This is a genomic window from Bacillus sp. B4EP4a, assembly GCF_006680105.1.
Taxonomy (GTDB): domain Bacteria; phylum Bacillota; class Bacilli; order Bacillales; family DSM-1321; genus Peribacillus; species Peribacillus simplex_E.
In genome coordinates, this window is record NZ_VHIK01000010.1 from 265,392 (window position 1) to 286,162 (window position 20,771).

Annotated in this window: 24 protein-coding genes and 1 pseudogene; 8 read left to right on the top strand and 17 right to left on the bottom strand. The window is 41.3% G+C overall.

Going from position 1 to position 20,771, the window contains the following annotated elements:
• The first annotated feature begins 9 nt into the window (after positions 1-9).
• Positions 10-672, top strand: coding sequence for a YcnI family copper-binding membrane protein (locus tag FNK51_RS05925; protein WP_141992737.1), 663 nt, complete (start codon positions 10-12; stop codon positions 670-672).
• A 48-nt stretch (positions 673-720) separates the two neighbouring features.
• Here the strand turns inward: FNK51_RS05925 and FNK51_RS05930 are convergent, their stop codons facing one another.
• The 5 genes and pseudogenes from FNK51_RS05930 to FNK51_RS05950 all read right to left on the bottom strand — a co-directional run bounded on the left by FNK51_RS05930 (position 721) and on the right by FNK51_RS05950 (position 5,144).
• Positions 721-1,719, bottom strand: coding sequence for a S8 family peptidase (locus tag FNK51_RS05930; protein ID WP_098370390.1), 999 nt, complete (start codon positions 1,717-1,719; stop codon positions 721-723).
• 318 nt (positions 1,720-2,037) lie between these two features.
• Positions 2,038-2,115 (bottom strand): annotated as a pseudogene (locus tag FNK51_RS27735) (SEC-C metal-binding domain-containing protein); the annotation flags it as partial.
• A gap of 622 nt (positions 2,116-2,737) precedes the next feature.
• Complete coding sequence (locus FNK51_RS05940; RefSeq protein WP_098370388.1) at positions 2,738-3,307, bottom strand: nitroreductase family protein; 570 nt, start codon at positions 3,305-3,307, stop codon at positions 2,738-2,740.
• 11 nt (positions 3,308-3,318) lie between these two features.
• On the bottom strand, positions 3,319-4,491 hold the full coding sequence (locus FNK51_RS05945; protein WP_141992738.1) for a toxic anion resistance protein: 1,173 nt from the start codon (positions 4,489-4,491) through the stop codon (positions 3,319-3,321).
• Complete coding sequence (locus tag FNK51_RS05950; RefSeq protein WP_141992739.1) at positions 4,488-5,144, bottom strand: 5-bromo-4-chloroindolyl phosphate hydrolysis family protein; 657 nt, start codon at positions 5,142-5,144, stop codon at positions 4,488-4,490. Before FNK51_RS05950 ends, FNK51_RS05945 begins: the two co-directional genes overlap by 4 nt.
• Before the next feature lie 355 nt (positions 5,145-5,499).
• Here FNK51_RS05950 and FNK51_RS05955 point away from each other — a divergent pair, with 355 nt between their 5' ends.
• On the top strand, positions 5,500-5,832 hold the full coding sequence (locus FNK51_RS05955; RefSeq protein WP_483296112.1) for a hypothetical protein: 333 nt from the start codon (positions 5,500-5,502) through the stop codon (positions 5,830-5,832).
• 285 nt (positions 5,833-6,117) lie between these two features.
• Here FNK51_RS05955 and FNK51_RS05960 read toward each other — a convergent pair whose 3' ends face one another.
• From FNK51_RS05960 to FNK51_RS05970, 3 genes are read right to left on the bottom strand one after another with little or no spacing between them, the layout of a single operon-like run.
• Positions 6,118-6,345 (bottom strand): group-specific protein, encoded by a 228-nt coding sequence (locus FNK51_RS05960; RefSeq protein ID WP_076372781.1) that lies wholly within the window; start codon positions 6,343-6,345, stop codon positions 6,118-6,120.
• A 44-nt stretch (positions 6,346-6,389) separates the two neighbouring features.
• The gene (locus FNK51_RS05965) at positions 6,390-7,667 is read right to left on the bottom strand and encodes an ammonium transporter (RefSeq protein ID WP_141992741.1); all 1,278 of its coding nucleotides are present in this window, start codon (positions 7,665-7,667) and stop codon (positions 6,390-6,392) included.
• A complete protein-coding gene (locus tag FNK51_RS05970; RefSeq protein ID WP_098370383.1) occupies positions 7,664-8,059 on the bottom strand; it encodes a hypothetical protein in 396 nt (131 codons plus the stop codon). Before FNK51_RS05970 ends, FNK51_RS05965 begins: the two co-directional genes overlap by 4 nt.
• Before the next feature lie 270 nt (positions 8,060-8,329).
• Between FNK51_RS05970 and FNK51_RS05975 the strand changes: the two genes are divergently transcribed.
• The 4 genes from FNK51_RS05975 to FNK51_RS05990 all read left to right on the top strand — a co-directional run bounded on the left by FNK51_RS05975 (position 8,330) and on the right by FNK51_RS05990 (position 11,204).
• Positions 8,330-8,533, top strand: a complete 204-nt coding sequence (locus tag FNK51_RS05975) for a DUF1657 domain-containing protein (protein ID WP_141992742.1) — start codon at positions 8,330-8,332, stop codon at positions 8,531-8,533.
• A gap of 334 nt (positions 8,534-8,867) precedes the next feature.
• Positions 8,868-9,872, top strand: coding sequence for a stage V sporulation protein AD (gene spoVAD / locus FNK51_RS05980; protein WP_098370382.1), 1,005 nt, complete (start codon positions 8,868-8,870; stop codon positions 9,870-9,872).
• 234 nt (positions 9,873-10,106) lie between these two features.
• The gene (locus FNK51_RS05985; RefSeq protein ID WP_076372773.1) at positions 10,107-10,313 is read left to right on the top strand and encodes a DUF1657 domain-containing protein; all 207 of its coding nucleotides are present in this window, start codon (positions 10,107-10,109) and stop codon (positions 10,311-10,313) included.
• A 30-nt stretch (positions 10,314-10,343) separates the two neighbouring features.
• Positions 10,344-11,204, top strand: a complete 861-nt coding sequence (locus FNK51_RS05990) for a DUF421 domain-containing protein (RefSeq protein ID WP_141992743.1) — start codon at positions 10,344-10,346, stop codon at positions 11,202-11,204.
• A gap of 8 nt (positions 11,205-11,212) precedes the next feature.
• Here FNK51_RS05990 and FNK51_RS05995 read toward each other — a convergent pair whose 3' ends face one another.
• Complete coding sequence (locus FNK51_RS05995; RefSeq protein ID WP_397270879.1) at positions 11,213-11,734, bottom strand: YitT family protein; 522 nt, start codon at positions 11,732-11,734, stop codon at positions 11,213-11,215.
• A 550-nt stretch (positions 11,735-12,284) separates the two neighbouring features.
• Between FNK51_RS05995 and FNK51_RS06000 the strand changes: the two genes are divergently transcribed.
• Positions 12,285-12,509 (top strand): hypothetical protein, encoded by a 225-nt coding sequence (locus tag FNK51_RS06000; protein WP_141992744.1) that lies wholly within the window; start codon positions 12,285-12,287, stop codon positions 12,507-12,509.
• A gap of 101 nt (positions 12,510-12,610) precedes the next feature.
• Here FNK51_RS06000 and rlmD read toward each other — a convergent pair whose 3' ends face one another.
• Positions 12,611-13,981 (bottom strand): 23S rRNA (uracil(1939)-C(5))-methyltransferase RlmD, encoded by a 1,371-nt coding sequence (gene rlmD / locus FNK51_RS06005; protein WP_141992745.1) that lies wholly within the window; start codon positions 13,979-13,981, stop codon positions 12,611-12,613.
• A 189-nt stretch (positions 13,982-14,170) separates the two neighbouring features.
• Between rlmD and FNK51_RS06010 the strand changes: the two genes are divergently transcribed.
• Complete coding sequence (locus FNK51_RS06010; protein WP_076372766.1) at positions 14,171-14,389, top strand: hypothetical protein; 219 nt, start codon at positions 14,171-14,173, stop codon at positions 14,387-14,389.
• A gap of 44 nt (positions 14,390-14,433) precedes the next feature.
• Here the strand turns inward: FNK51_RS06010 and FNK51_RS06015 are convergent, their stop codons facing one another.
• From FNK51_RS06015 to gatB, 7 genes are all read right to left on the bottom strand, one after another.
• Positions 14,434-15,009 carry a GNAT family N-acetyltransferase gene (locus tag FNK51_RS06015; protein WP_141992746.1) on the bottom strand — a complete coding sequence of 192 codons (576 nt, stop codon included), beginning with the start codon at positions 15,007-15,009 and terminating at the stop codon, positions 14,434-14,436.
• A 62-nt stretch (positions 15,010-15,071) separates the two neighbouring features.
• Positions 15,072-15,986, bottom strand: coding sequence for a diacylglycerol kinase (locus FNK51_RS06020; RefSeq protein WP_098370377.1), 915 nt, complete (start codon positions 15,984-15,986; stop codon positions 15,072-15,074).
• A 182-nt stretch (positions 15,987-16,168) separates the two neighbouring features.
• Positions 16,169-17,095, bottom strand: a complete 927-nt coding sequence (locus FNK51_RS06025) for a LiaF transmembrane domain-containing protein (RefSeq protein ID WP_141992747.1) — start codon at positions 17,093-17,095, stop codon at positions 16,169-16,171.
• Positions 17,092-18,162 carry a hypothetical protein gene (locus FNK51_RS06030; protein WP_141992748.1) on the bottom strand — a complete coding sequence of 357 codons (1,071 nt, stop codon included), beginning with the start codon at positions 18,160-18,162 and terminating at the stop codon, positions 17,092-17,094. Before FNK51_RS06030 ends, FNK51_RS06025 begins: the two co-directional genes overlap by 4 nt.
• Positions 18,155-18,628, bottom strand: coding sequence for a hypothetical protein (locus tag FNK51_RS06035; RefSeq protein WP_141992749.1), 474 nt, complete (start codon positions 18,626-18,628; stop codon positions 18,155-18,157). Before FNK51_RS06035 ends, FNK51_RS06030 begins: the two co-directional genes overlap by 8 nt.
• The gene (locus tag FNK51_RS06040; RefSeq protein ID WP_260397999.1) at positions 18,625-19,167 is read right to left on the bottom strand and encodes a sigma-70 family RNA polymerase sigma factor; all 543 of its coding nucleotides are present in this window, start codon (positions 19,165-19,167) and stop codon (positions 18,625-18,627) included. The genes FNK51_RS06035 and FNK51_RS06040 overlap by 4 nt, the downstream gene beginning before the upstream one ends.
• A 167-nt stretch (positions 19,168-19,334) precedes the next feature.
• Positions 19,335-20,762 carry an Asp-tRNA(Asn)/Glu-tRNA(Gln) amidotransferase subunit GatB gene (gene gatB, locus FNK51_RS06045; protein WP_098370372.1) on the bottom strand — a complete coding sequence of 476 codons (1,428 nt, stop codon included), beginning with the start codon at positions 20,760-20,762 and terminating at the stop codon, positions 19,335-19,337.
• Between the last annotated feature and the right edge of the window lie 9 nt (positions 20,763-20,771).

The window sequence follows — 20,771 nt, forward strand, 5'->3', positions numbered from 1 at the left end:
TTTATACTAATGAAAAATATTTCAAAACTACTTATTTTCACATTTGCTGCATTATTCATTTTTTCCGGTTCAGCATATGCTCACGTTACAGTCAAGCCTAGTTCATCTGCACCTGAGGCGTGGGAAACTTATACACTCAAAGTACCAGTAGAGAAAGAAACTGCCACTACAAAGGTGACTTTAAAAGTACCTGAAGGGGTTACTTTTGAAAGCTATCAGCCTGTACCGGGGTGGAAAGTAACAACAGAAGGTGACAAAGATGGGCATGTAAAAACGGTAACTTGGGCAGCAACTGATGAAGGAATAGCTGCTGGACAATTCCAGCAATTCTCTTTTGTAGCACAAAATCCTAAAGAAGAAACGAAAGTTGCCTGGGATGCATTTCAATATTACGAAGATGGTGAAATTGTTGAATGGAGCGGTGATGAAGGCTCAGACCTACCGCATTCTGTAACGGAGATTACGGTTGCGCCCAAGGCTGATGCAGAACCAGCGGACCATGGTCACAAAGATGAGGCTGAAACTAATGATTCCACGGCAACTGACAATTCAAAGGATTCAGCAACAACAGAAGGTGATGGCAATCAAACGCTGATCATCACTCTGGCTGTCATTTCACTAATTCTGTCCATTGTAGCGCTTTTTGCAGCTCTAAGGAAAACTAAAAAATAATCATTATGGAAGGTGCCCCAAAAATTCTTGAGGCACCTTTTTTCTCTTCTAATATTCCATGACCACCGATTTACTCGGTAACTTAAGGTTTTCTGATTCTATGGTAATCTTAATCGATTTTTCAGCTCTTTGGTCCGCTATCGTTAAGTTAAGCAATCCATTTCCCTGTGCTTTTTTGCTTATTCCCAGATCTTCCGTACTTTTCACCAGTTGTGCATATAATTCCGCTTCAGTTAAATTGCGGTCAAATTCCTTTTCAGCAATCACTTTCAAGAGGGCTGCTGCACCGCTTACATGAGGCGTAGCCATTGACGTTCCGCTCAACCTGGCATATTTATTTCCTGGATACGTAGAAAGAATATCGACACCTGGCGCCACCAAGTCAATTTCATCATTTGTATTCGAAAAATCCGCTAAATTTCTGCTTAAATCCACAGCTCCGACTTCCACTACCTCGGGATATGCTCCTGGATAATCCAATTCATCCGTTTCATGACGCCCATCACCACTATTTCCAGCTGCGCAAACAACAAGGATATCGTTCTGAAGGGCTTTTTGAATGAGTTTATGTTCAGCCTCATCCGGAGGACCGCCAAGTGAAAGTGAAATAACCGAAACCTTTTCTTCATTAGGTCCCCGCCAATTGATTGCATACTCAAGAGCTCCATTAATCCAATCTATATCACCTTGCCCTTGACCATTTAGGGCCTTTAACGCTAATATGCTCGCTTTTGGAGCCACTCCCACTACACCAGCATTATTGACGGCAGCCACAATCGTACCGCTAACATGTGTCCCATGTCCATTATCATCTTGATAATCCCCGGTATTGGTAAAATCCTTCCCACCAATGATTCTTTCTTTGAGGTCTGGATGTCCCTTGTCAATGCCTGTATCGATGACGGCAACTACCACGCCCTCACCATAATTGCTTTTCTCCCAAATTGCCGGGGCTTTCACAAGCTCGACACCTTCAGGAATCTTCTCTTTCACCGTTTCCATTACTTCGAGAACTTTGTAAGGTATTAATCTTTTTTCTCTTGTCATTTGATTACCCCTTCCTTCGTTCAATAAGTTAAACTGCCATCAGTGTGGGGATATTCATCCCGTCTGGTTGCCGTCTACCGTTGAAAGAGATGAGATCAAAAAACTCTTCTCTCTTATATATACCAGATTTATGAAAATAAAAAATAAGTTTTCGGAAAATTCCGTCTAAATAACTACTTTTTATTTCTTTTTGTGTTATTATCTGGTACTCCTATTATAGAACAAACGTTCGTTAAATGCCATATTTTTTTATTCATTACTCAATTTTTTTCCCAAAAAAAAGAAGCGACCCCGAATCGAGTCAGCTTCCATGAGATGTTAAGCTGCGCCGCAGCATTTTTTATATTTTTTCCCGCTTCCGCATGGGCATGGTTCGTTTCTGCCAATGACCGGTTCTGTATGAACATGCGGCATTTTAGCTGCCTTTGCACTTTCCATGATGATTTGCGTGCCTTTTTCCTTCATTTGCTGATACCGCTGTTTAAATAACTCCATTACATCTTTGCTGTATTTTAACGTATCTTCCGCAATATCCATCGCCTTTTGCTTGGAAATATTATAATCCTCCAGGACAAATTGATTATCCCCGAAAGAAACCCTCACTCCAAAATGCTGTCCTGCCTGTTTATTGCCTTTAAGCTCCTCAACGAATTCAAGGTATACTTCCTGGCAATCACAAGTCTGGTGCATGCAATAATAATCATATATCCAATACGTTTTATCTTCATACTTACTCTTTAAAGCAATTCCATCCTCCACGCCAAAAACATCCAAATATTTTATCGCTTTTCCATCAAGTATCTCAAATGGATCAATCGTTCTCATCTATAGACACATCCTAATTCATCAAAATTTATTCTTCCTCTGTATTGTACAACCTAATTCATCAATCGTCACTTGAAACGAAGCCTGACGAATCCAAATCCCTTTTATTAAAATCAGATTTAAGGAAGCCTTATTGAAGGCAAAAAAAAGCTGCATCAGTGTGTTTACACTGATGCAGCTGCCCCTCAACCCTTCATCCAATCCAAGTGGTCAATTCATCAATCGGTGTTTTCTTAGCAGGTTTTGGCTCCATATCAGGATAACCCAAGTATATGAAAGCCAATACTTCTCCTTTTGAGGATAAATTGAAAAATTCACGGACCTTTTCATGATAAGTTATTTTTCCCGTTCTCCATACTGCTCCCAGACCTAGGGAATGTGCTGCAAGAAGCATGTTTTGAATGGCACTGTTCACCGCCGCATATTCTTCTGCCACGAGGACATTATTCTTATCACTAGGCTCTATGCCCACTGCGATGATGACTGGAGCCCTTAATGGATTCTTTTTTTGCCTTTCGAGCTTGCTGATTAAACTTTCAGGGGTATCATCAGCATTTTCAATTCTTGTGATTTCTTCGAACACCTCTCCAAGTTTATTTCTTCCTTCTCCTGTCAATACAAAAAAGCGCCAAGGCTCCGTTCGATGGTGATTAGGTGCATACGTTCCAGCTTCAATGATTTGCTCGATCATTTCCTTAGGTACCGGATCTTGCTTAACGATTCCAATGCTTCTTCTCGTTTTTATAGCCTCGATAGTTTCCATGTTATCTCCCCTTATCCTTTTATCTCTAATAGTTTCTGTTTCAGTTCATTTTCCATTGAAGCCAATTCCTGTTCGGCTTGTCGGCGTTTATGCCTTCCTTCTTCTTGAATCCTCATGGTTTCCTCAAGCGTGGTAATCAAGTTAGCTTGAGTACTCTTTAATGTTTCGATATCGACAAGTCCGCGTTCATTTTCTTTAGCCGTTTCAATGGTATTCGTTTTCAGCATCTCAGAGTTCTTCAATAACAATTCATTTGTAGTCTTGGAAACCTGTTTTTGCGCTTCTACAGCATGCCTCTGCCTGATTAGGGTCAATGCAATCGCAACCTGATTTTTCCAAAGTGGAATGGCTGTCATGATCGAAGATTGTATTTTCTCGACTAGCGCCTGATTCGTGTTTTGGATCAGCCTGATTTGCGGTGCGCTTTGAATCGTGATTTCCCGACTCAATTTCAAATCATGAAGCCTTTTATCCAACCGTTCAGCAAATTGCAGCATATCATTGACTTCTTGAAACTTCATTTGATCATTGCTTGATTCAGCGGACTTCCTTAGCTCCGGAATCGTTTTCCCATGGATTTCTTCGAGTTTAATTTCCCCGGCTGCAATATAGACATTCAATGCCTGGAAGTAATCCTTATTCGTTTCATATAGCTTTTCAAGGATTACGATATCCGATAGCAGGATATTCTTGCTCCGATCGAGTTTCACACTGATTCGATCAATTTGGGCACCAGTTTTTTGATATTTGGATAGCACTTCCTGTACAGATCCCGAGAGCTTCCCGAACATACGCGCAAAGAAAGAGGGCTTATCCGGTTTTAGCTCATCCGGGCTCAGCTCGTTTAACTTTTTCATTAAATCACTGATAATGCTACCCACTTCACCCACATCTTTTTTCTGGACATGCTCAAGCATGGAATTAGAAAAGGTCAGAAGCTTTGATTGGGCGGGTGTACCATAGGATATCATCGCCTGATGATTCGTTGGGTCGATTTGTTCGGCAAGCTGATATGCCTTTGCCCTGTTCTCTTCAGGAATGACATCAATCAGCTTAACCGGTTTTGCTTCCTGGGAAGATACTTTCTCCAGCTCCTGCACCCCATCAAATGGATTGGCTAAAAGATCATCGATCAAACTGGCATTATTGGTTTTATTCAACAGGTTTGGATCATTGTTATTCATTTTAACCTCCTGCTTTCATCAATTACTTGTGACTCTTTTCTAGTTTTAATGGATTGCTTAGCAACATCCAATTCGAAGTTAAGGTGATCGATATCATCGGCAATCACTTTATATAAATCCTTTTCTATCGCATTAGTGAGTTCCTTTAAAGTTTTGCGAGTCTCTGTTAAGGAAAGTTCGAGTTCCCTATTCTTTTTTGGCTGCTGTGCTAAAAAAACATATTTCTCCGCAAGCTCCATGGCGGAATCCAGATGCGAGTAATAAAATTGTTCCGCTTGGTAAAACCGCTTCGGTTCTTTTTTTGTCAGACTATATATTTTCCTGATCATTTTAATCATATCCTTCCTCTGCTTAAAAGAAGAGATATGCCTGACCGAGATTAGTGCTTTTTGAACCCGCCATATCTTCGATTTTGCTTCAATTAAATTTTTCTTTATATATTGATATTCTTTTCTCGTCAATTCATGTTTTTTGAGGTATCTTGATGAAAAATATACGGAACTTAGACAGTATGCAAGCGCCCCTCCTGCTAAAGAAATGACAACGGATAGGGCAAACGGTTGATTCAATGCAAAATAGCTAATCATCCAAACCGGCAAAACCATTGGAAATGCAATCAATATCGGAACAAAATCAGCAAGAAATCGATTCATAATCATTACACTCCTGACTTACACTCTTTTCTATATATACGGATTATCCCATGGATTGGTTTCAAGATGGATTAAAAGAATTTCTCCTATCCTAAACGATATAGGAACCGGATGGTTTCTGCAAATTTATTGAAATTTTTTCTGTAAATTAACTCTTCTTCCCACTCTTATGGGCTAACGCCTAGTCACTTCACCGGAACTTACATAAGTTATAACGTATCCATCCTGATTTTAAAAAGGAGAGTTGACCATGAATTCATACGGATTTTACCCTTTTCCACAACAAAATGGAAATCACCAGTACTTTGAGCCTAATTATAACCCATATTTCCAACAGCCTGAACGATTTGATTACATGCCACAGCAAGATTGGAACCTTCAGCAGGTACAAGAAAATCCATATAGCCAGGTGCCCGACCAATTCGATGTTGAAAGGCAGCCTCAACAACTTGAAAGAAGAGTCCGGGAACTTGAGAGTCAAAACGAGCGTCAATCAAGGGAACTCACTCGGCTGAACCAAGAAATTACAAGGATAAATCGAGAAGTGAACCGTGTAAACCAGGAAATAACCAGACTGAGTCAAAATGATCAACGTCAAACGAATAGGCTGAATCGACTAAATCAAAGACTTCGTGCCGTTGAACGAAACCTTAACATCCCCTTCACCGCAACAGATGATGGTTTTTAAAGAAAAAGCAGGAGCTCCTTATGGGCTCCCGCTTTTTTACTTTCTCCATGCTTTTATCGAAGGCTCTGTTAGTCAGCCAGTACATGAGGTTTAATCAAACGATTGATTAAATCTTTAAATTAAAATGATTAATCAATTAAGTAGTTATAATTATTGATGCGTTGGTTAAAAAGAAAATAGGAGTCAGCCATTCCCGCGGAATCCTTTAAATCATTTAACAGAAGATTCCATAATGAAAAAACAAAAAAAGAACGGGAGTATTCTTGCACTCTCGTTCTTTCTCTTTTACAGCATTATCCGTTTCAACTTTTCGTTTCTAGATTCCTGTTCCTCCTGGGTAGACAAGTCATACTTCTTCAATAGATGAAAAAGTTCATTCAATGTTTCTTGCGAATTCCCTTTTTCAAGATATCGATCTAATGTTTGACTCAATTCGGTTGGTAAAAATGCCTTTTGACTCTCAAATTTCAGCCTGACATCTTGTTGCGAATGATTAAGATTGCATGCACCCATTTAAAATTCACCTCTTACTTGATTCTACCATCGTATTATGGACATTACCTTGTCAATTCTTCCTCTTGCTTATAGTAGTCCTCTACCTTGATGAACTCTGGTGAGGTATGTGTGGCCATAATGCCATGATAACTAATATCCAACCCAAGTTCTTCTTCTTCTTCAGTGGATCTTATAGGCAGCCAAACATTTATGACTTTAAAAACGAGCCATGTCACTGAAAAGCCCCAAATGCATAACACCACTAATCCTAACGTTTGAACTCCGAGCAAATGCCATCCCCCACCTGCAAACAATCCGTTTTCAGTGGAAAAAAGCCCGACCGCTATCGTACCCCACATTCCTGATGCCGCATGAACGGGAAAGGCACCAACCGGATCATCGATTTTTCGGGCTTCCAACCAATTGGTCGCAGCTAACATCAACATTCCAGAAACCGCTCCAATCAGTAATGCTGCCAGATCACTAACGAATGCACATCCAGCTGTAATCCCGACAAGACCTGCAAGTGAGCCATTGATGACGGAAGGTGCATCCGAGCGTCCATATCTAAATAGTGTATAAAGCAAGGTCACCGCTCCCCCTGATGCTGCTGAGAGCATCGTGACAATGGCAATATGGCCAATGCGTACATCTGTAGCCTGCAAGGTACTTCCTGCATTGAACCCAAACCAGCCAAACCATAAAAGGAATGCCCCGACAGATGCCAGTGGGAGATTACTCGGCAGCGAAATGGAGCTAGTCCCCCGTGAAGTGAATTTACCTGCTCTCGGACCGATTACAATGGCAGCCGCAAGTGCAGAAAAACCGCCTAGTGCATGAATGACTGCAGACCCTGCGAAGTCCTGCATGCCCAACCCGCTTAACCAGCCACCCCCCCATACCCAGTGACCGGCAATCGGATAGATGAATGCCGTCATCATTACGACAAAAATAAGATAAGCCCGAAAATTGATCCTTTCCGCAACCGCTCCCGAAACTATCGAAATAACGGCGATGACGAATGCCCCTTGAAATAACCAAAATGCATCCATGGAAATCGTAAGGTCGATGTGCGACAAATCGCCTTTCAGCAGAAAGCCACTTGCTCCAATGGTTCCAAATACATCGGTTCCATACATTAAGCCAAAACCAACGACGAAATAGCAAAGCGTTCCGATCGTAATATCAGCAAAAACCTTCATGATGATATTCACATTATTCTTCGTACGGACGAACCCCGCCTCCAATAAAGCAAACCCGCCCTCCATTAATAGAATCATGGCTGCTGTCAGAACCACCCAAACCGTATCCAATCCAGCGTTTAACGTTTCTAGAGTCATCTTGGCGTTCCCTCCGCTTTCTGCCAGTCCATTATTTCTTTAATGATGTCCGATGGTAAATTCATTTCCCGTTTTTCCGTTTCAGCTTCGAGTAAACCGATCACCTGATTTAAAAATGCAACCTTCTGTTTTATCATCTCAATTTTTTTATATCTATCTTTAACATTCACCAAATGCTCAACAGCCTGGTGATGACTTGGGGCACGCCCTGTAAAAAAACGTTTAAATGGTGATAGCGATTGATACCAAGCTTCCTCAGCTCTTCGTTTTTGCTCATATTTATGTATTTTACCTTTGATCGATTCAATTTCCGACTCCTGTTTGCTTTTATAAAATAGCAGGCCTTTTAACACTTCTTCAGTTGAAATTTCAAAAACAACTCTACTATACAAATCGTCCCGAATATAAATGTCATATCACCTCACGTAATCACGTTATGTTTCCTGTAATTATATTAAGGATTCTGAATTCAGTCAATAATTAAACAATAAAAACAATTTTCGTAACTAATAGGTGGAGAATGATATTAAATATACTTCTGCCTGTTCCCTTTCCATTAATCAAACGTTTGATTAATTCAATCCCTAGAGAAATTTGGAAGGTATAGATAATCATTTTTTCCTCACTCTAATAAGGCAGTTACAAACTAAGGAGGTTCATACATGACAGTAATAAGCGATGTCAAAACAACTATAGCAGGGCTAAAAAGCGCTCAAGCGAGCTTTGAAACCTTCGCTCTTTCCACAGATAATGAGCAAGCCAAACAGCTATACCAACAAGCTGCCCAACAAACACAAACAATCGTGGACAGCATCACGCCTCGCATTGAAGAGATTCAAAACGAGGAACCTCAATATAAACAATAATCATTCATATAAAAAGGTTGGTTAAAGCAACCAGCCTTTTTTATATCTTTAATCCATAAGGAGAATGAAGCCTTCCATTCTTTTTTCTTTAATAAAGGACGGGGCTTGAATATACCATAGGGTTACATACAAGCAATCCAATTGACCGAATTGCAGGCAATCAAGCCTAAAGCTAATGAAACAGGCTGAAGTCGCTGAAGCTATTAATTCATACGCTTACAAATTTTCGTAAGACCTTAATAAAAGGATTTCAAAAGGAATTGACTCAAGGATCTATGTTTATTCCAAGGTTTTATCTTAGCACTGACAATACTCTACAATGGGGTGGTTATTAATGCTTACGGGGCATCGCACATGGGTGTTTGATCAAAAGCCTGTCATCGTCTCCACAGGAACCGTTGGCGGTCCATTTGAAGCAGAAGGTTTGCTTGCGGATGATTTCGATCTTCTCCATTCCGATTTATGGATAAATCAAGATACCTATGAAAAGGCACATAAAGTCTTATTGGAAGAAGCGAGTACAAAAGCAATCGAAAAGGCGGGTCTTCAGAAGGAACAGATTCAATTTTTCCTTGGAGGCGACCTTATCAATCAAATAACCCCTACGAGTTTTGCCTGTCGTACACTGGGAACACCTTATCTCGGCTTATTTGGTGCTTGCTCCACCTCCATGGAGGGACTGGCTCTTGGTGCATACCTTGTCAATACCAAAGGGGCAGAGTACTTATTGACAGGAGCATCAAGTCATAACGCCGCAGTAGAAAAGCAATTTCGCTACCCAACTGAATACGGAGGGCAAAAACCTCCAACAGCCCAATGGACCGTTACAGGGGCAGGGGTGGCTTTATTAAGTAGTGCCGGGGAAGGCCCTAGGGTCACTTCAGCTACGATAGGCCGTGTCATCGACATGGGATTGACTGATCCTTTCAATATGGGCGGTGCCATGGCCCCAGCTGCTGTAGATACGATTGAAGCCCATTTAAGAGAACGGAACCTAGACCCATCCTATTATGATTTAATAGTGACCGGGGATTTAGGGAAGATTGGACATGAAGTTTCTCTGGCATTATTTGAAAAACATGGTACGCCGATTAAAGAAGAGCAATATAAAGATTGCGGTTTAATGATATACAGGGATGGTCAACCGGTCTTGTCCGGGGCAAGTGGCCCTGGATGTTCCGCAACCGTCGTTTATGGTCATTTATTGAATCGCATGAAAAAGGGAGAAATAAAACGATTGCTCGTCGTGGCTACCGGCGCCTTATTATCTCCCCTATCCTTTCAACAAAGTGAGACGATCCCATGCATTGCCCATGCCGTTTCGATTGAATATGAATGAATGACAACCATGATTCACTTGTGTAATCGGGTCATATAAGGTTTGAAGTGCCTGCTCATCCGGATGAACATTCGCGGCTAAGGATATTGTTTTCAGGAGGGTTAGCGGATGCGGAAAAGCATGGATTGATCGGTTGTTGTCACTGGCACGATTGAAGTAACCTGTGCCGGTAAAAGCAGCCTCGAAGTGTTACAAGCCATTATATTTAGAGCCAAAGGATAAGGAGGATGCTGTATGACAATAGCTTCTAATGTAAAACAATGTGTCTCTAGCCTTAAAGGAGTTGAAGCAGGTTTGTCCAGCTTAGCACTCCGGACTCAAGATGATGAATCTAAACGCATCTTGCATGAAACGATGCTGGTGGTGAATGAAGTTATGAAGGATGTACAGAAGCGCGTGGGAGAGTTAGAACGGGAAGAACCACAATATAAAGGTTTTTAAATACCATGATCAAGCAGGAGGTGTTTGGTAATGCCGGATTGGATAGAAATTGTTTTGCGTTCATTATTCTTTTTAATTGTTCTTTTTGTGATTACAAAAGTGTTAGGAAAAAAGCAATTGTCACAGCTCTCCTTTTTTGAATATGTAACGGGCATAACCATTGGTAATGTTGGGGCAGAATTAGCTACGAAAGTTGAGGGCAATGTTATACATGGTGTACTGTCCATTCTTGTTTTTGCCATAGCACCCTTCGTTGCAGGATCAATATCCCTAAAAAGTAAAACTTTCCGTGATCTTGTGGAAGGAAAAGCATCGGTTTTCATCAAAGATGGAAAAGTCATGGAAGATAATTTAAAAAAAGAGAAATATACCATCGATGAATTATTGGCATTGCTCCGGAAAAAGGATGTCTTCGATATTTCTGAAGTTGAGTTTGCCTTATTGGAAGCCAACGGGGATTTTTCCGTAATGTTAAAGAAGCAAAATCAACCTATAACACCTAAGGACCTTAACCTGTCAGTGGCTGCAGTGAAGGAGCCACAAACCATCATTATGGACGGCAACATACTTGATGAACCGCTTTCCACGATTGGACTGAACCGAAATTGGCTTCATACTGAACTGGATAAGTTGGGTGTAATCCTTGATAATGTGTTTCTTGGTCAAGCCAATTCCAACGGGGAATTAACCGTGGACCTTTTTGATGATAAACTTAAAGTTCCTTCTCCTCAAGAAAAACCTCTTATGCTCGCGACCTTGAAAAAATGCCAAGCGGACTTAGAGTTTTTTGCACTTGGAACTGAATCAAAGGAAGCTAAAGAGATGTTTAGCAAAAATAGCGAAAAGCTGCAAAGGGCAATAGATGAAGTGGCCTATATCTTAAGGAACTGATAATATATTCATTTCCTTACTTTCATAAGCGAAGTGATCAGTCCAATGATGACGATCGTCACACATGAAAAAAGAAAAATTTCGATACCTAAGGTGAATGCTGCAGCTGAAATGATTAGTGTATCTATGACGATAATCGCCAATGCAATATCCATGGAAGTAGACTTCGAGATAATTTTGGCTAACATATCCGTTCCCCCGCTGCTTGTCTCATATCGAAGCATGAGACCTATACCCATCCCTATGATGGCACCGCCAATCAAAGAACTTGTTAGTATCGACATGGAAAAGACCTTTTTCAATGGATTAAGCCAATCCATAAAAAGGGATGTCAGAAGCAATCCGTGAACACTGCTATAGAAAAAAGACCGTTCATAGTACCAGGCATATAAAAATATGGGAATACTGAGGATCAACATGGATAGCCCTGTTTGAAAACCAAAGAAATAATGAAGGATGAGTGCAATCCCAATAACGCCGCCATCTATTAAATGGTGCGGAACTAAAAAGCCATTGATTCCAATACCCACCAAAAAGCTACCAACAATTACAGCAACCGCTTTTTGAAAATTAATAAAATCACCTGCCTTACATTTTATATATCCTTACTATATGTCCAAGTCAGAGCGTCAAGAATATCCATCCAAAAAAAAATTCCCCTCCTTTCACTTCAATTTAACTACGTGAAAAAGGGTCTGGTCATTGACCGTGACCCACAGTTTGTAGGTAAAAGGGGTTCGGAACACATATCTTTCATCACATGATGCTCCGAACCACCTGCCCCAAAGCAACACCTTCAACTTCTAAGGTATGGTTTCTATCTCTAAGCTTAGAAAAGCGCGTCTGGGGGAGACCCCCGCAGGCGCATGCCGAGGAGGCTCCCTGACCGCCCGCGGAAAGCGAGTGCCTGGAGCGGAAATCAACGTCCAAATTGTACAAGCCATAAAAAAACTGTAGACAAAATGGGTTCGGAAAACGTAGGTTATGGTTTCTATCTAAATTTAAATAACAAAGTTGATTGGAGTGGAAGGCACGAGACTCCTGCGGGATAAGCGCGTCTGGGGGAGACCCCGCAGGCGCATGCCGAGGAGGCTCCCTGACCGCCCGCGGAAAGCGAGTGCCTGGAGCGGAAATCAACGTCCAAATTATACAAGCCATAAAAAAACTGTGGACAAAATGGGTTCGGAAAACGTAGGTTATGGTTTCTATCTAAATTTAAATAACAAAGTTGATTGGAGCGGGTGTGCGAGACTCCTGCGGGATAAGCGCGTCTGGGGAGACCCGCAGGCGCATGCCGAGGGCTGACCGCCCGCGGAAAGCGAGTGCCTGGAGCGGAAATCAACGTCCAAATTGTACATGCCATAAAAAACTGTAGGGCCCGGTCATTTAGACCGGGCCCCATTCCATCATTTCAATTCTAATAACACTACATTTTCAACATGTGTCGTCATTGGGAACATATCGACAGGCTGGATATCAACTGCTTTATATCCGCCTTCTTCCAAGATATGAAGATCACGCGCCAGAGTGCCTGGGTTGCATGATACGTATACGACTTTGTTTGGCTTCATCTCGATGATCGTATTCAGAAGGGACTCTTCACAACCTTTGCGTGGAGGATCCACAACGATGACATCCGCAGTGTTGCCCTTTTGATACCATTCAGCAATAACGTTACCTGCATCGCCAACCATGAATTCTGCATTTGAGATATCATTCAATTCAGCGTTGCGGCGTGCGTCTTCTATCGCTTCTTCGACCACTTCGACACCGATTACTTTTTTCGCTTCTTTAGCTAAAAATAAAGAGATGGTTCCAATGCCGCAATAGGCATCAATCACCGTTTCTTCACCAGTCAGCCCTGCATAGTCAAGAGCTTTATCATAAAGGACTTTCGTTTGGTCTGGATTGATTTGGTAGAAGGATTTAGCTGATATCGCAAATTTCACATCACCGATCATATCATGGATCACTTCGTCGCCCCATAGTACAGTCATTTTATCGCCTAAGATAACATTCGTTTTCTTGGAATTCACGTTTTGAACGATGGATTTCACTTGTGGAAGACGTTCAACGATTTCCTTCACGATTGTTTCGATGAAAGGGATACTTTTCGTTCTTGTAACGAGAACGATCATTAATTCACCTGTTTGCTTGCCATAACGGGCCATGATGTGCCGCAATACACCTTTATGCGCCTCTTCATTGTAAGCAGGGATACCAAGTTTACTGAAAATCTCTTTAACAACTTGAACGGATTCATTGATCACTTCATTTTGGATAATACTTTCTTTTGTTTCAACAATTTCATGTGTCCGCGGTTTGAAGAACCCTGCTATTAGCTTGCCATCCTTTTCACCAACAGGCACTTGCGCTTTATTACGATAATGGGTCGGATTCTCCATCCCGATGATCGGATGAACCTTCACATCCTCAAGTTTCCCGATGCGTGTCATCACTTCACGCACTTGCTTTTCCTTGTATTCCAACTGTCCTTCATAGCTCATATGCTGCAGCTGACAACCACCGTATTTATGGTAATCTTCAGTCGTGACCTCAACCCGGTATGGACTGTTTTCGATAATCTCCATCAATCGTCCGAAGCCATAACCCTTATTAGCCTTCATCACTTTAATTTTTGCTTTTTCACCTGGAAGGGCGCTCTGAACAAAGATCGGGTAGCCATCGACTTTAGCTACGCCAGCTCCTTCATGTGTTAAATCTTCAAATAAAACCTCTATAATATCATTTTTAGCAACTGGTGCTGTTTTTTTCATATCATCTTCTCTTTTCTTTTTTATGCTAGCCTGTATTTTACCACAATAGAGGCCTCGCCACAAAACCACTCACCAATTTACCCTGTTTTTCATAAAAATATAGTGGAAGGAATTTACGGATTTTTCAAGTTCCATGAATAAAAGTTCAATAAAAAATGAAAAATAAGGAAAAACAGATGAGGTGAGGAAATGGGTTTATTTAACTCTATATCGGCCTGGAATGCTACAAGGTTAGAAAAACACCGAGCAAGTATGGAGGAAAAAGGCCTCTGTCCGGATTGTTACGGACGTGGATACAGCTCCTTCGTACCTACGGAATATCATTTTTCCGATATACATGACTGTCCCGGCTGTAATGGCACCGGAGTTTATTCTGATTGGGCAGCCATGAACGGGCAGCAAATGTAATCGCATACAGTGCCAAATTTCAAATGACTAAAAAGGACCTCCTGTTAAACAGGAGGTTCTTCTATTTCCTTCACCATATAGCGAAATTCATGGCCGCTAATCGAAATGGTTTTCATTTCCATATATCCTAATCTGCTATAGAGACGATTCGCCGCTTCATTTTCATTTTCAACGACTAAAGAAATTCTTGGATATCCCTTATGTTTAGCGTAACCCTCTACATATTGAATCAGGGCACTACCAATTCCCTTTCCTTGAAAATTCGGGTCAACGGACACAGTATCCAAATAAAAGTCTCTCATTTCCGCTTCCTTATCGAGCGTAACGCTTGGGTCTTTCATTTTCATTCTTAATTGTTTCACTATCGGTTCATCCAAACTTTCGGCATCCTTACCATGGTAAGCAATGATCAATCCAGATACTTGTCCATCATGTTCACTGACAAGCGTATTTTCATAGCTGATTCGATTCCCACTTTTCCTGAACAAATCGGCAAGAACGAAAAGTATTCTTTCTTCTTCCGTTTCGCCTGTCAATACCTCTGCAATTTCCTTAATCGCTAACCGGGTCAATACGGCTGCCTTTTTTGCATCCTCCGGTGTCGCTTTCCTGATATACATGTTTGCAATTCTCCTTGGTTCATTAAACTGAAAAGGCCACCAGATTCAGTGGCCTTTTCAACCTATTTATTTGCCGGATCGTCCGGCAGTATTCCTTGCGGGATGAATACATCAAAATGGCGGTACTGATTTACGAATTCAGCTGGGGCCATCCCGCCAAATTCCCCATCCAAGTTAAGCATCATGTCATTTTTGGCATGTACTTTAATTCGATTGGCTTTTTCATAAATGACGTTTTTATCATGGATATGTTCACCGCGCATTGCCAATGTAGCGACACGGACAATATCAGCGAGGTTTGCCTTTTTCAAAATAAGCAACGTGAACATCCCATCATTCAAAGAGGCGTCAGGAGCCAGTTTCTCGAAGCCTCCGACAGAATTCGTGTTAGCCACCAAGAAAAGCATAATCTCTCCTTCAAAAAGCTTTCCATCATATTCAATAGAAACTTCCGTCGGCTTTATTGAAGGAAGCATTTCAATTCCTTTAATATAATATGCTAGCTGACCAAGCATGGTTTTCAGCTTGATCGGCACGTCGTAGGTCAATTCGGTCAATCTGCCCCCGCCAGCAATATTGATGAAATACTTATCATTCATTTTCCCAATATCGACCGGCATCGTATGCCCACCGGCAATAATTTCGGCTGCCCCTTCGATCGACTTCGGTAAATGCAGCGCCCGGGCGAAGTCATTGGTCGTTCCCGTCGGAATGATTCCTAGTTTCGGACGTTTCTCTGCAGTGGCCAGTCCATTAACAACCTCATAAATCGTACCGTCGCCCCCTGCTGCAATAACTATATCATAGCCGCGTTCAATCGCTATCTTAGCGGCTTTCGTCGCATCCCCGGCACCGGTCGTCGCATGTGCAGAAGCTTCATAACCAGCTTCTTCAAGTTTTGCTAGCACACCTGGCAGGCTCTTCTTAATGGCTTCCCGGCCCGAAGTCGGGTTGTAAATCAACCTTGCTCTTTTCATTTCCCATCATCCTTATACATATTGATTCCATAATTTACATCTTAATCCTTCATTACATGAAAAGCAATATTCGAAAAAAAGAGGACCGTAATTCGGTCCATACCTTTATATGCATTTTACTAGAAATCGTATCAGGGAAATTATAATGCTTTTTACAATTTTATTCTAGTAAATGATTTCAATCATGGATATTGAACATTCACGTTAAATGTATCGGTAACCGTTAAAGTATGTTTCCCTTTACCAATATTGAATATCCCATTCTTTTTTACAATGCCTTCTTCACTTGTTTCTTCTTTCACTTCAGTCATCTTCCAGCTATTCTCAGGACCTTCAAGTTCCTCGACTCCTCTAGCATCTATCTTGATATCACTATTATCCTGAAGGAATACACTTAGATTTCCGCTATCCTTCACACTCCAGTCATTCAAGAGTTTTCTAGGCTTCAAGACAAGATCGGTACTTTGTCCGTCTATCTCCACTGCCAACTCAGCAGGGATTATAAGAGTTGCCTTAAGATTCTTTGTACCACTGTCCAAAAGTCCATTTTGAATCGGCAAATCCTTGAAGCTAATATAAAGCGTATCACCTTTTCTCTCAACGAGTAAATAATCTTCAGCGTTCTTCAACAACGAATCAGCATCTTTCATTACCCTCTCACCATATGTACCAAAAACGGAAACTTCTCCGTCATTACTACTTTCAATAGTCAATGGGTATGTACCAGAGTCCAGGACAACTCTCTGTATGCCTTTCCCTGCCTTTTGATTGAAACCAGGCAAATTGACCGTTTTCTCTTCACTATTCACGGCAGCCCTTACTTGATCCATCAATCCGCTTGATGTTAGCAGAATTAAAACTATTCCCGTCGTTCCAAGCAATCCCACGAAAAGAATGCTAAGAATATCATACTTTACAAAAGAACTTTCTTTTCTCGAAAAATAAATATAGAAGAGAATTTCTGCACCCAAGATTATGAACAGCAACGGCCACCATGATAGCAGAACCGTCGTCAAATTCATATCCGCAATTTGAGAAACCAGTAAAACCAAACCCAAACCAACCAGGGAGATCCCCATTGAAATCGTTCCGACTCTCCATGTTCTCATTTTGTCTCCTCCTTGGCTCTCCCTTTTTTACTTCCCGACAGCAGTTTGATTCCCCCGCCTATAAGAAGGATGCATACAAGACCTTTTTGAAAATAATCTCTAAACCAGTATTCCAAGTTGCTTCCAATCCATTCATCTAAATGAGGAGCAATCGCCGGGACGATTATATTACTGGCCAAGAAATAGATTCCAAGGCCCACCAACCCCAACCCTACCCATTTTTGATGATTGACCATTCCCGAAATGATGGGCGTATCCTCTACTGGACCCTCTTCCATTTTCGAAGCTTTTTGCAATCCATCAAAAAAACTATAAAACCAGATAATCGGAATAAGGAAAAAGAAGAAACCTAACCGGAGTAAATCCAGAATATAAATGGCGAATAAAAAGCCGGCCATCAGCTGTATCCCACGTTTTTGCAGCCCCAAATATAAGTGACCTGCACCAGGGAAAATAGCGAATAAAGTCGCGACCGATTTACTCTTCTTCCCGGATTCCCGTCTCTCCTCGAAATCTTCCAAAACGGTTCGATCGATAAGCTCCTCACCTCTTTGCTTTTTATTCAGCTGTTGAACTGAATCAAAAAAGCTGTAAATCCAGATAACAGGCAATAGTGCCATGAAAATTAACAGACCTTCCATTTGTGTCATCAAACTGATGAATATCACCATGATGCCAAGGCCTAAAAAGCCGATGAGAAAAATAAGACCACGGTTCATGAGGCCCAGCTGAAAATGCCCTAATCCAGGAACGAATGAAAGGATGATTACATAAAATCTTTCCGCTTCCGGCTGATCTGTCATTCCCTCTACATCCTCTTCACTTTTAGGATTCCTCAATGAGGTGACCACCAAATCAAATATACTGATGAAATAAAACACCATTCCAATAATGGAAAAAGCCAGAAACGCATCCGATTGACTGATCAACGAAAGAAAAAGACCACCAAGCCCCAATCCAGCCGTGGCAAGAAAATAAAATAACCCTTTATATTTCCTTCCTAGGTAAAAATGTCCGAAACCTGGCAGAAAAGATAATAAAAAAGCTAATACCGGACTTTTATTCATTTCTAAACCCCTCCTTATTTTTCTTTTCGATAGTTTCCATCCAATTAAATGTTTTATCAATAAGTCCATCGGTTAAGGACTGTGCTTCCTTTTCACTGCTTGATTCCACAGAATCCACGTATTCTGTCAATGATTGAAATACTCCGCCTGCCATCAATAAGATCGTAAATCCGGCCGCAATCAGGTAATGTCTTGTTATCGTCCGAAGTGATTTCTCATTTCGGGGTTGCTTTTCCTCTTCAACAGAGCCGCCTTTCAATCGGCCAATCGAGTCCATGACAGGACCTGCAATATCAATATCAAATCCTTCAATGTCCTGACTGATTTCTTCCTTTTCCATCGCTTCCATATAGGCGGACAAACACTTGTCACAGGAGTATAGATGATTTTCATATTCAATTTTTAGAGCCTCTGGTATTTTATCTGCCAAATATGCAACCCATTCTGCTTCAGGAACATGATTCATGAAAAATCCTCCTCTTTCCAATGTTTTCTCATCCAATTTCTCGCCCGATATAGCTTTACCTCCACAGATTTCACTTGAATCTGCTGTTCCTCTGCAATTTGCTTGAAAGTCTTTTCCTTTATGTAATAGCCATATACAACATCCCGATATCCCTCTGGAAGGTCATTCAGCTTCCGTAATACTTGCTTTCGCCTTTCATTCCGAAAAAATACTGCCTCGACATCATCAGTTAAGCCCAAATTAGCTTCCGATGAATGTTCGTCCTGCAATTCTTCCTTTTGGCGTTCCCTTTTTCTCTTTAAATCGATTGCATGATTGACCGCAATTCGGGTAATCCAAGTTTTGAAACCTTGGTTTTTATATTGAGGAAGAGAAGTGTAGATTTTGATAAAGACTTCCTGGGTAACATCTTCTGCATCCTTTTGATTCCGCAAGACGGAAAAGACGGTTCTATAAACCGTCTGTTTATAAGTTTCAATCAACATTCGGAATGCATGATCATTCCCAGCCCTAACCTTCTCAACTAACTCATCCGTCACTTCTCTTCCTCCTTTCCTGTTAAACATTCATGTAATAGACGACACAAAAAGGAGTTACCCCTACAGATAACTCAAAAAAAATCAAAAATTATTTTCAAGCTTTTCACAGTGAAGCCTTTTCTTAATCAAGAGAAAACCGTACCACTTTAAAAGTGATACGGTTAATATTAACGTTTATTGATTTCTTCCACCAAAATTTTATTAACAAGCTGTGGATTGGCTTGTCCTTTTGTCGCTTTCATGATCTGCCCGACAAGGAAGCCGATTGCTTTTTGTTTACCGGCCTTAAAATCTTCAATTGATTGCGGGTTATTATTCAATGCGTCTTCAACGGCTGTACGCAATGCGCCTTCATCGGAAATTTGGACTAGTCCCTTCTCCTTGACGATCGTTTCCGCATTTCCGCCGTTTTCAATCAATTCTTTGAAAACTTTTTTAGCGATTTTAGAAGAAATCGTGCCATCTTCAATCAGCTTGATCATTCCAGCCAACGATTCAGCAGTCAATTTGACTTCATGCAGCTCTTTACCTTCTGCATTCAAGAAAGCTGAAACCTCACCCATGATCCAGTTAGATGCTAGTTTCGCATCCGCGCCTGAAGCGACTGTCGCTTCAAAGAAATCAGCACTTTCTTTCGTTACCGTTAAAACGGCTGCATCATATTCAGGTAAGCCGAATTCTTCGACATAACGTTTTTTCCGGGCATCCGGAAGTTCCGGAATCTCGGCAGCGATACGTGCTTTCCATTCTTCATCGATATGGATTGTCAATAAGTCAGGTTCCGGGAAGTAACGGTAATCATCGGAGCCTTCCTTAATTCGCATTAGTACCGTTCTGCCTGTAGCTTCGTCGAACCGGCGAGTTTCCTGTTCGATTATGCCGCCTTCATTCAAGACTTCCGCTTGTCGGATTTCTTCATGCTCCAATCCTTTGCGAACGAAGTTGAATGAGTTCAAGTTTTTCAATTCGGTTTTCGTACCGAATTCCTTTTGCCCAACAGGTTTCAAGGAAATGTTAGCATCACAGCGAAGTGAGCCTTCTTCCATTTTACAATCGGAAACGCCTGTGTATTGAATGATCGATTTCAACTTTTCCAGATAAGCATAAGCTTCTTCTGGGGAAGTGATATCCGGTTCAGATACGATTTCAACAAGTGGCGTACCTTGGCGGTTATAATCACAAAGTGAATAGTTCCCTTTATGTGTCAGCTTTCCAGCATCCTCTTCCATATGAATGCGGGTAATGCCAATTTTCTTTTTCTTGCCGCCCACTTCGATCTCAATCCAACCATGCTCACCGATCGGCTGATCGAACTGTGAAATTTGGTATGCTTTAGGATTGTCCGGGTAAAAATAATTTTTCCGGTCGAATTTCGTAATTTCCGCCACTTCGCAATTCAGGGCAATTGCAGCCTTCATTGCAAAATCAACAGCCTTTTTATTGACGACAGGCAATACACCTGGGTAGCCTAGGTCGATTACAGTCGTGTTACTATTTGGAGCGGCACCAAAATGATTTGGGCTCGCCGAGAAAATTTTAGAATCCGTTTTTAATTCTACGTGTACTTCTAGACCAATCACCGTTTCAAAGTCCATTTTTTTCAC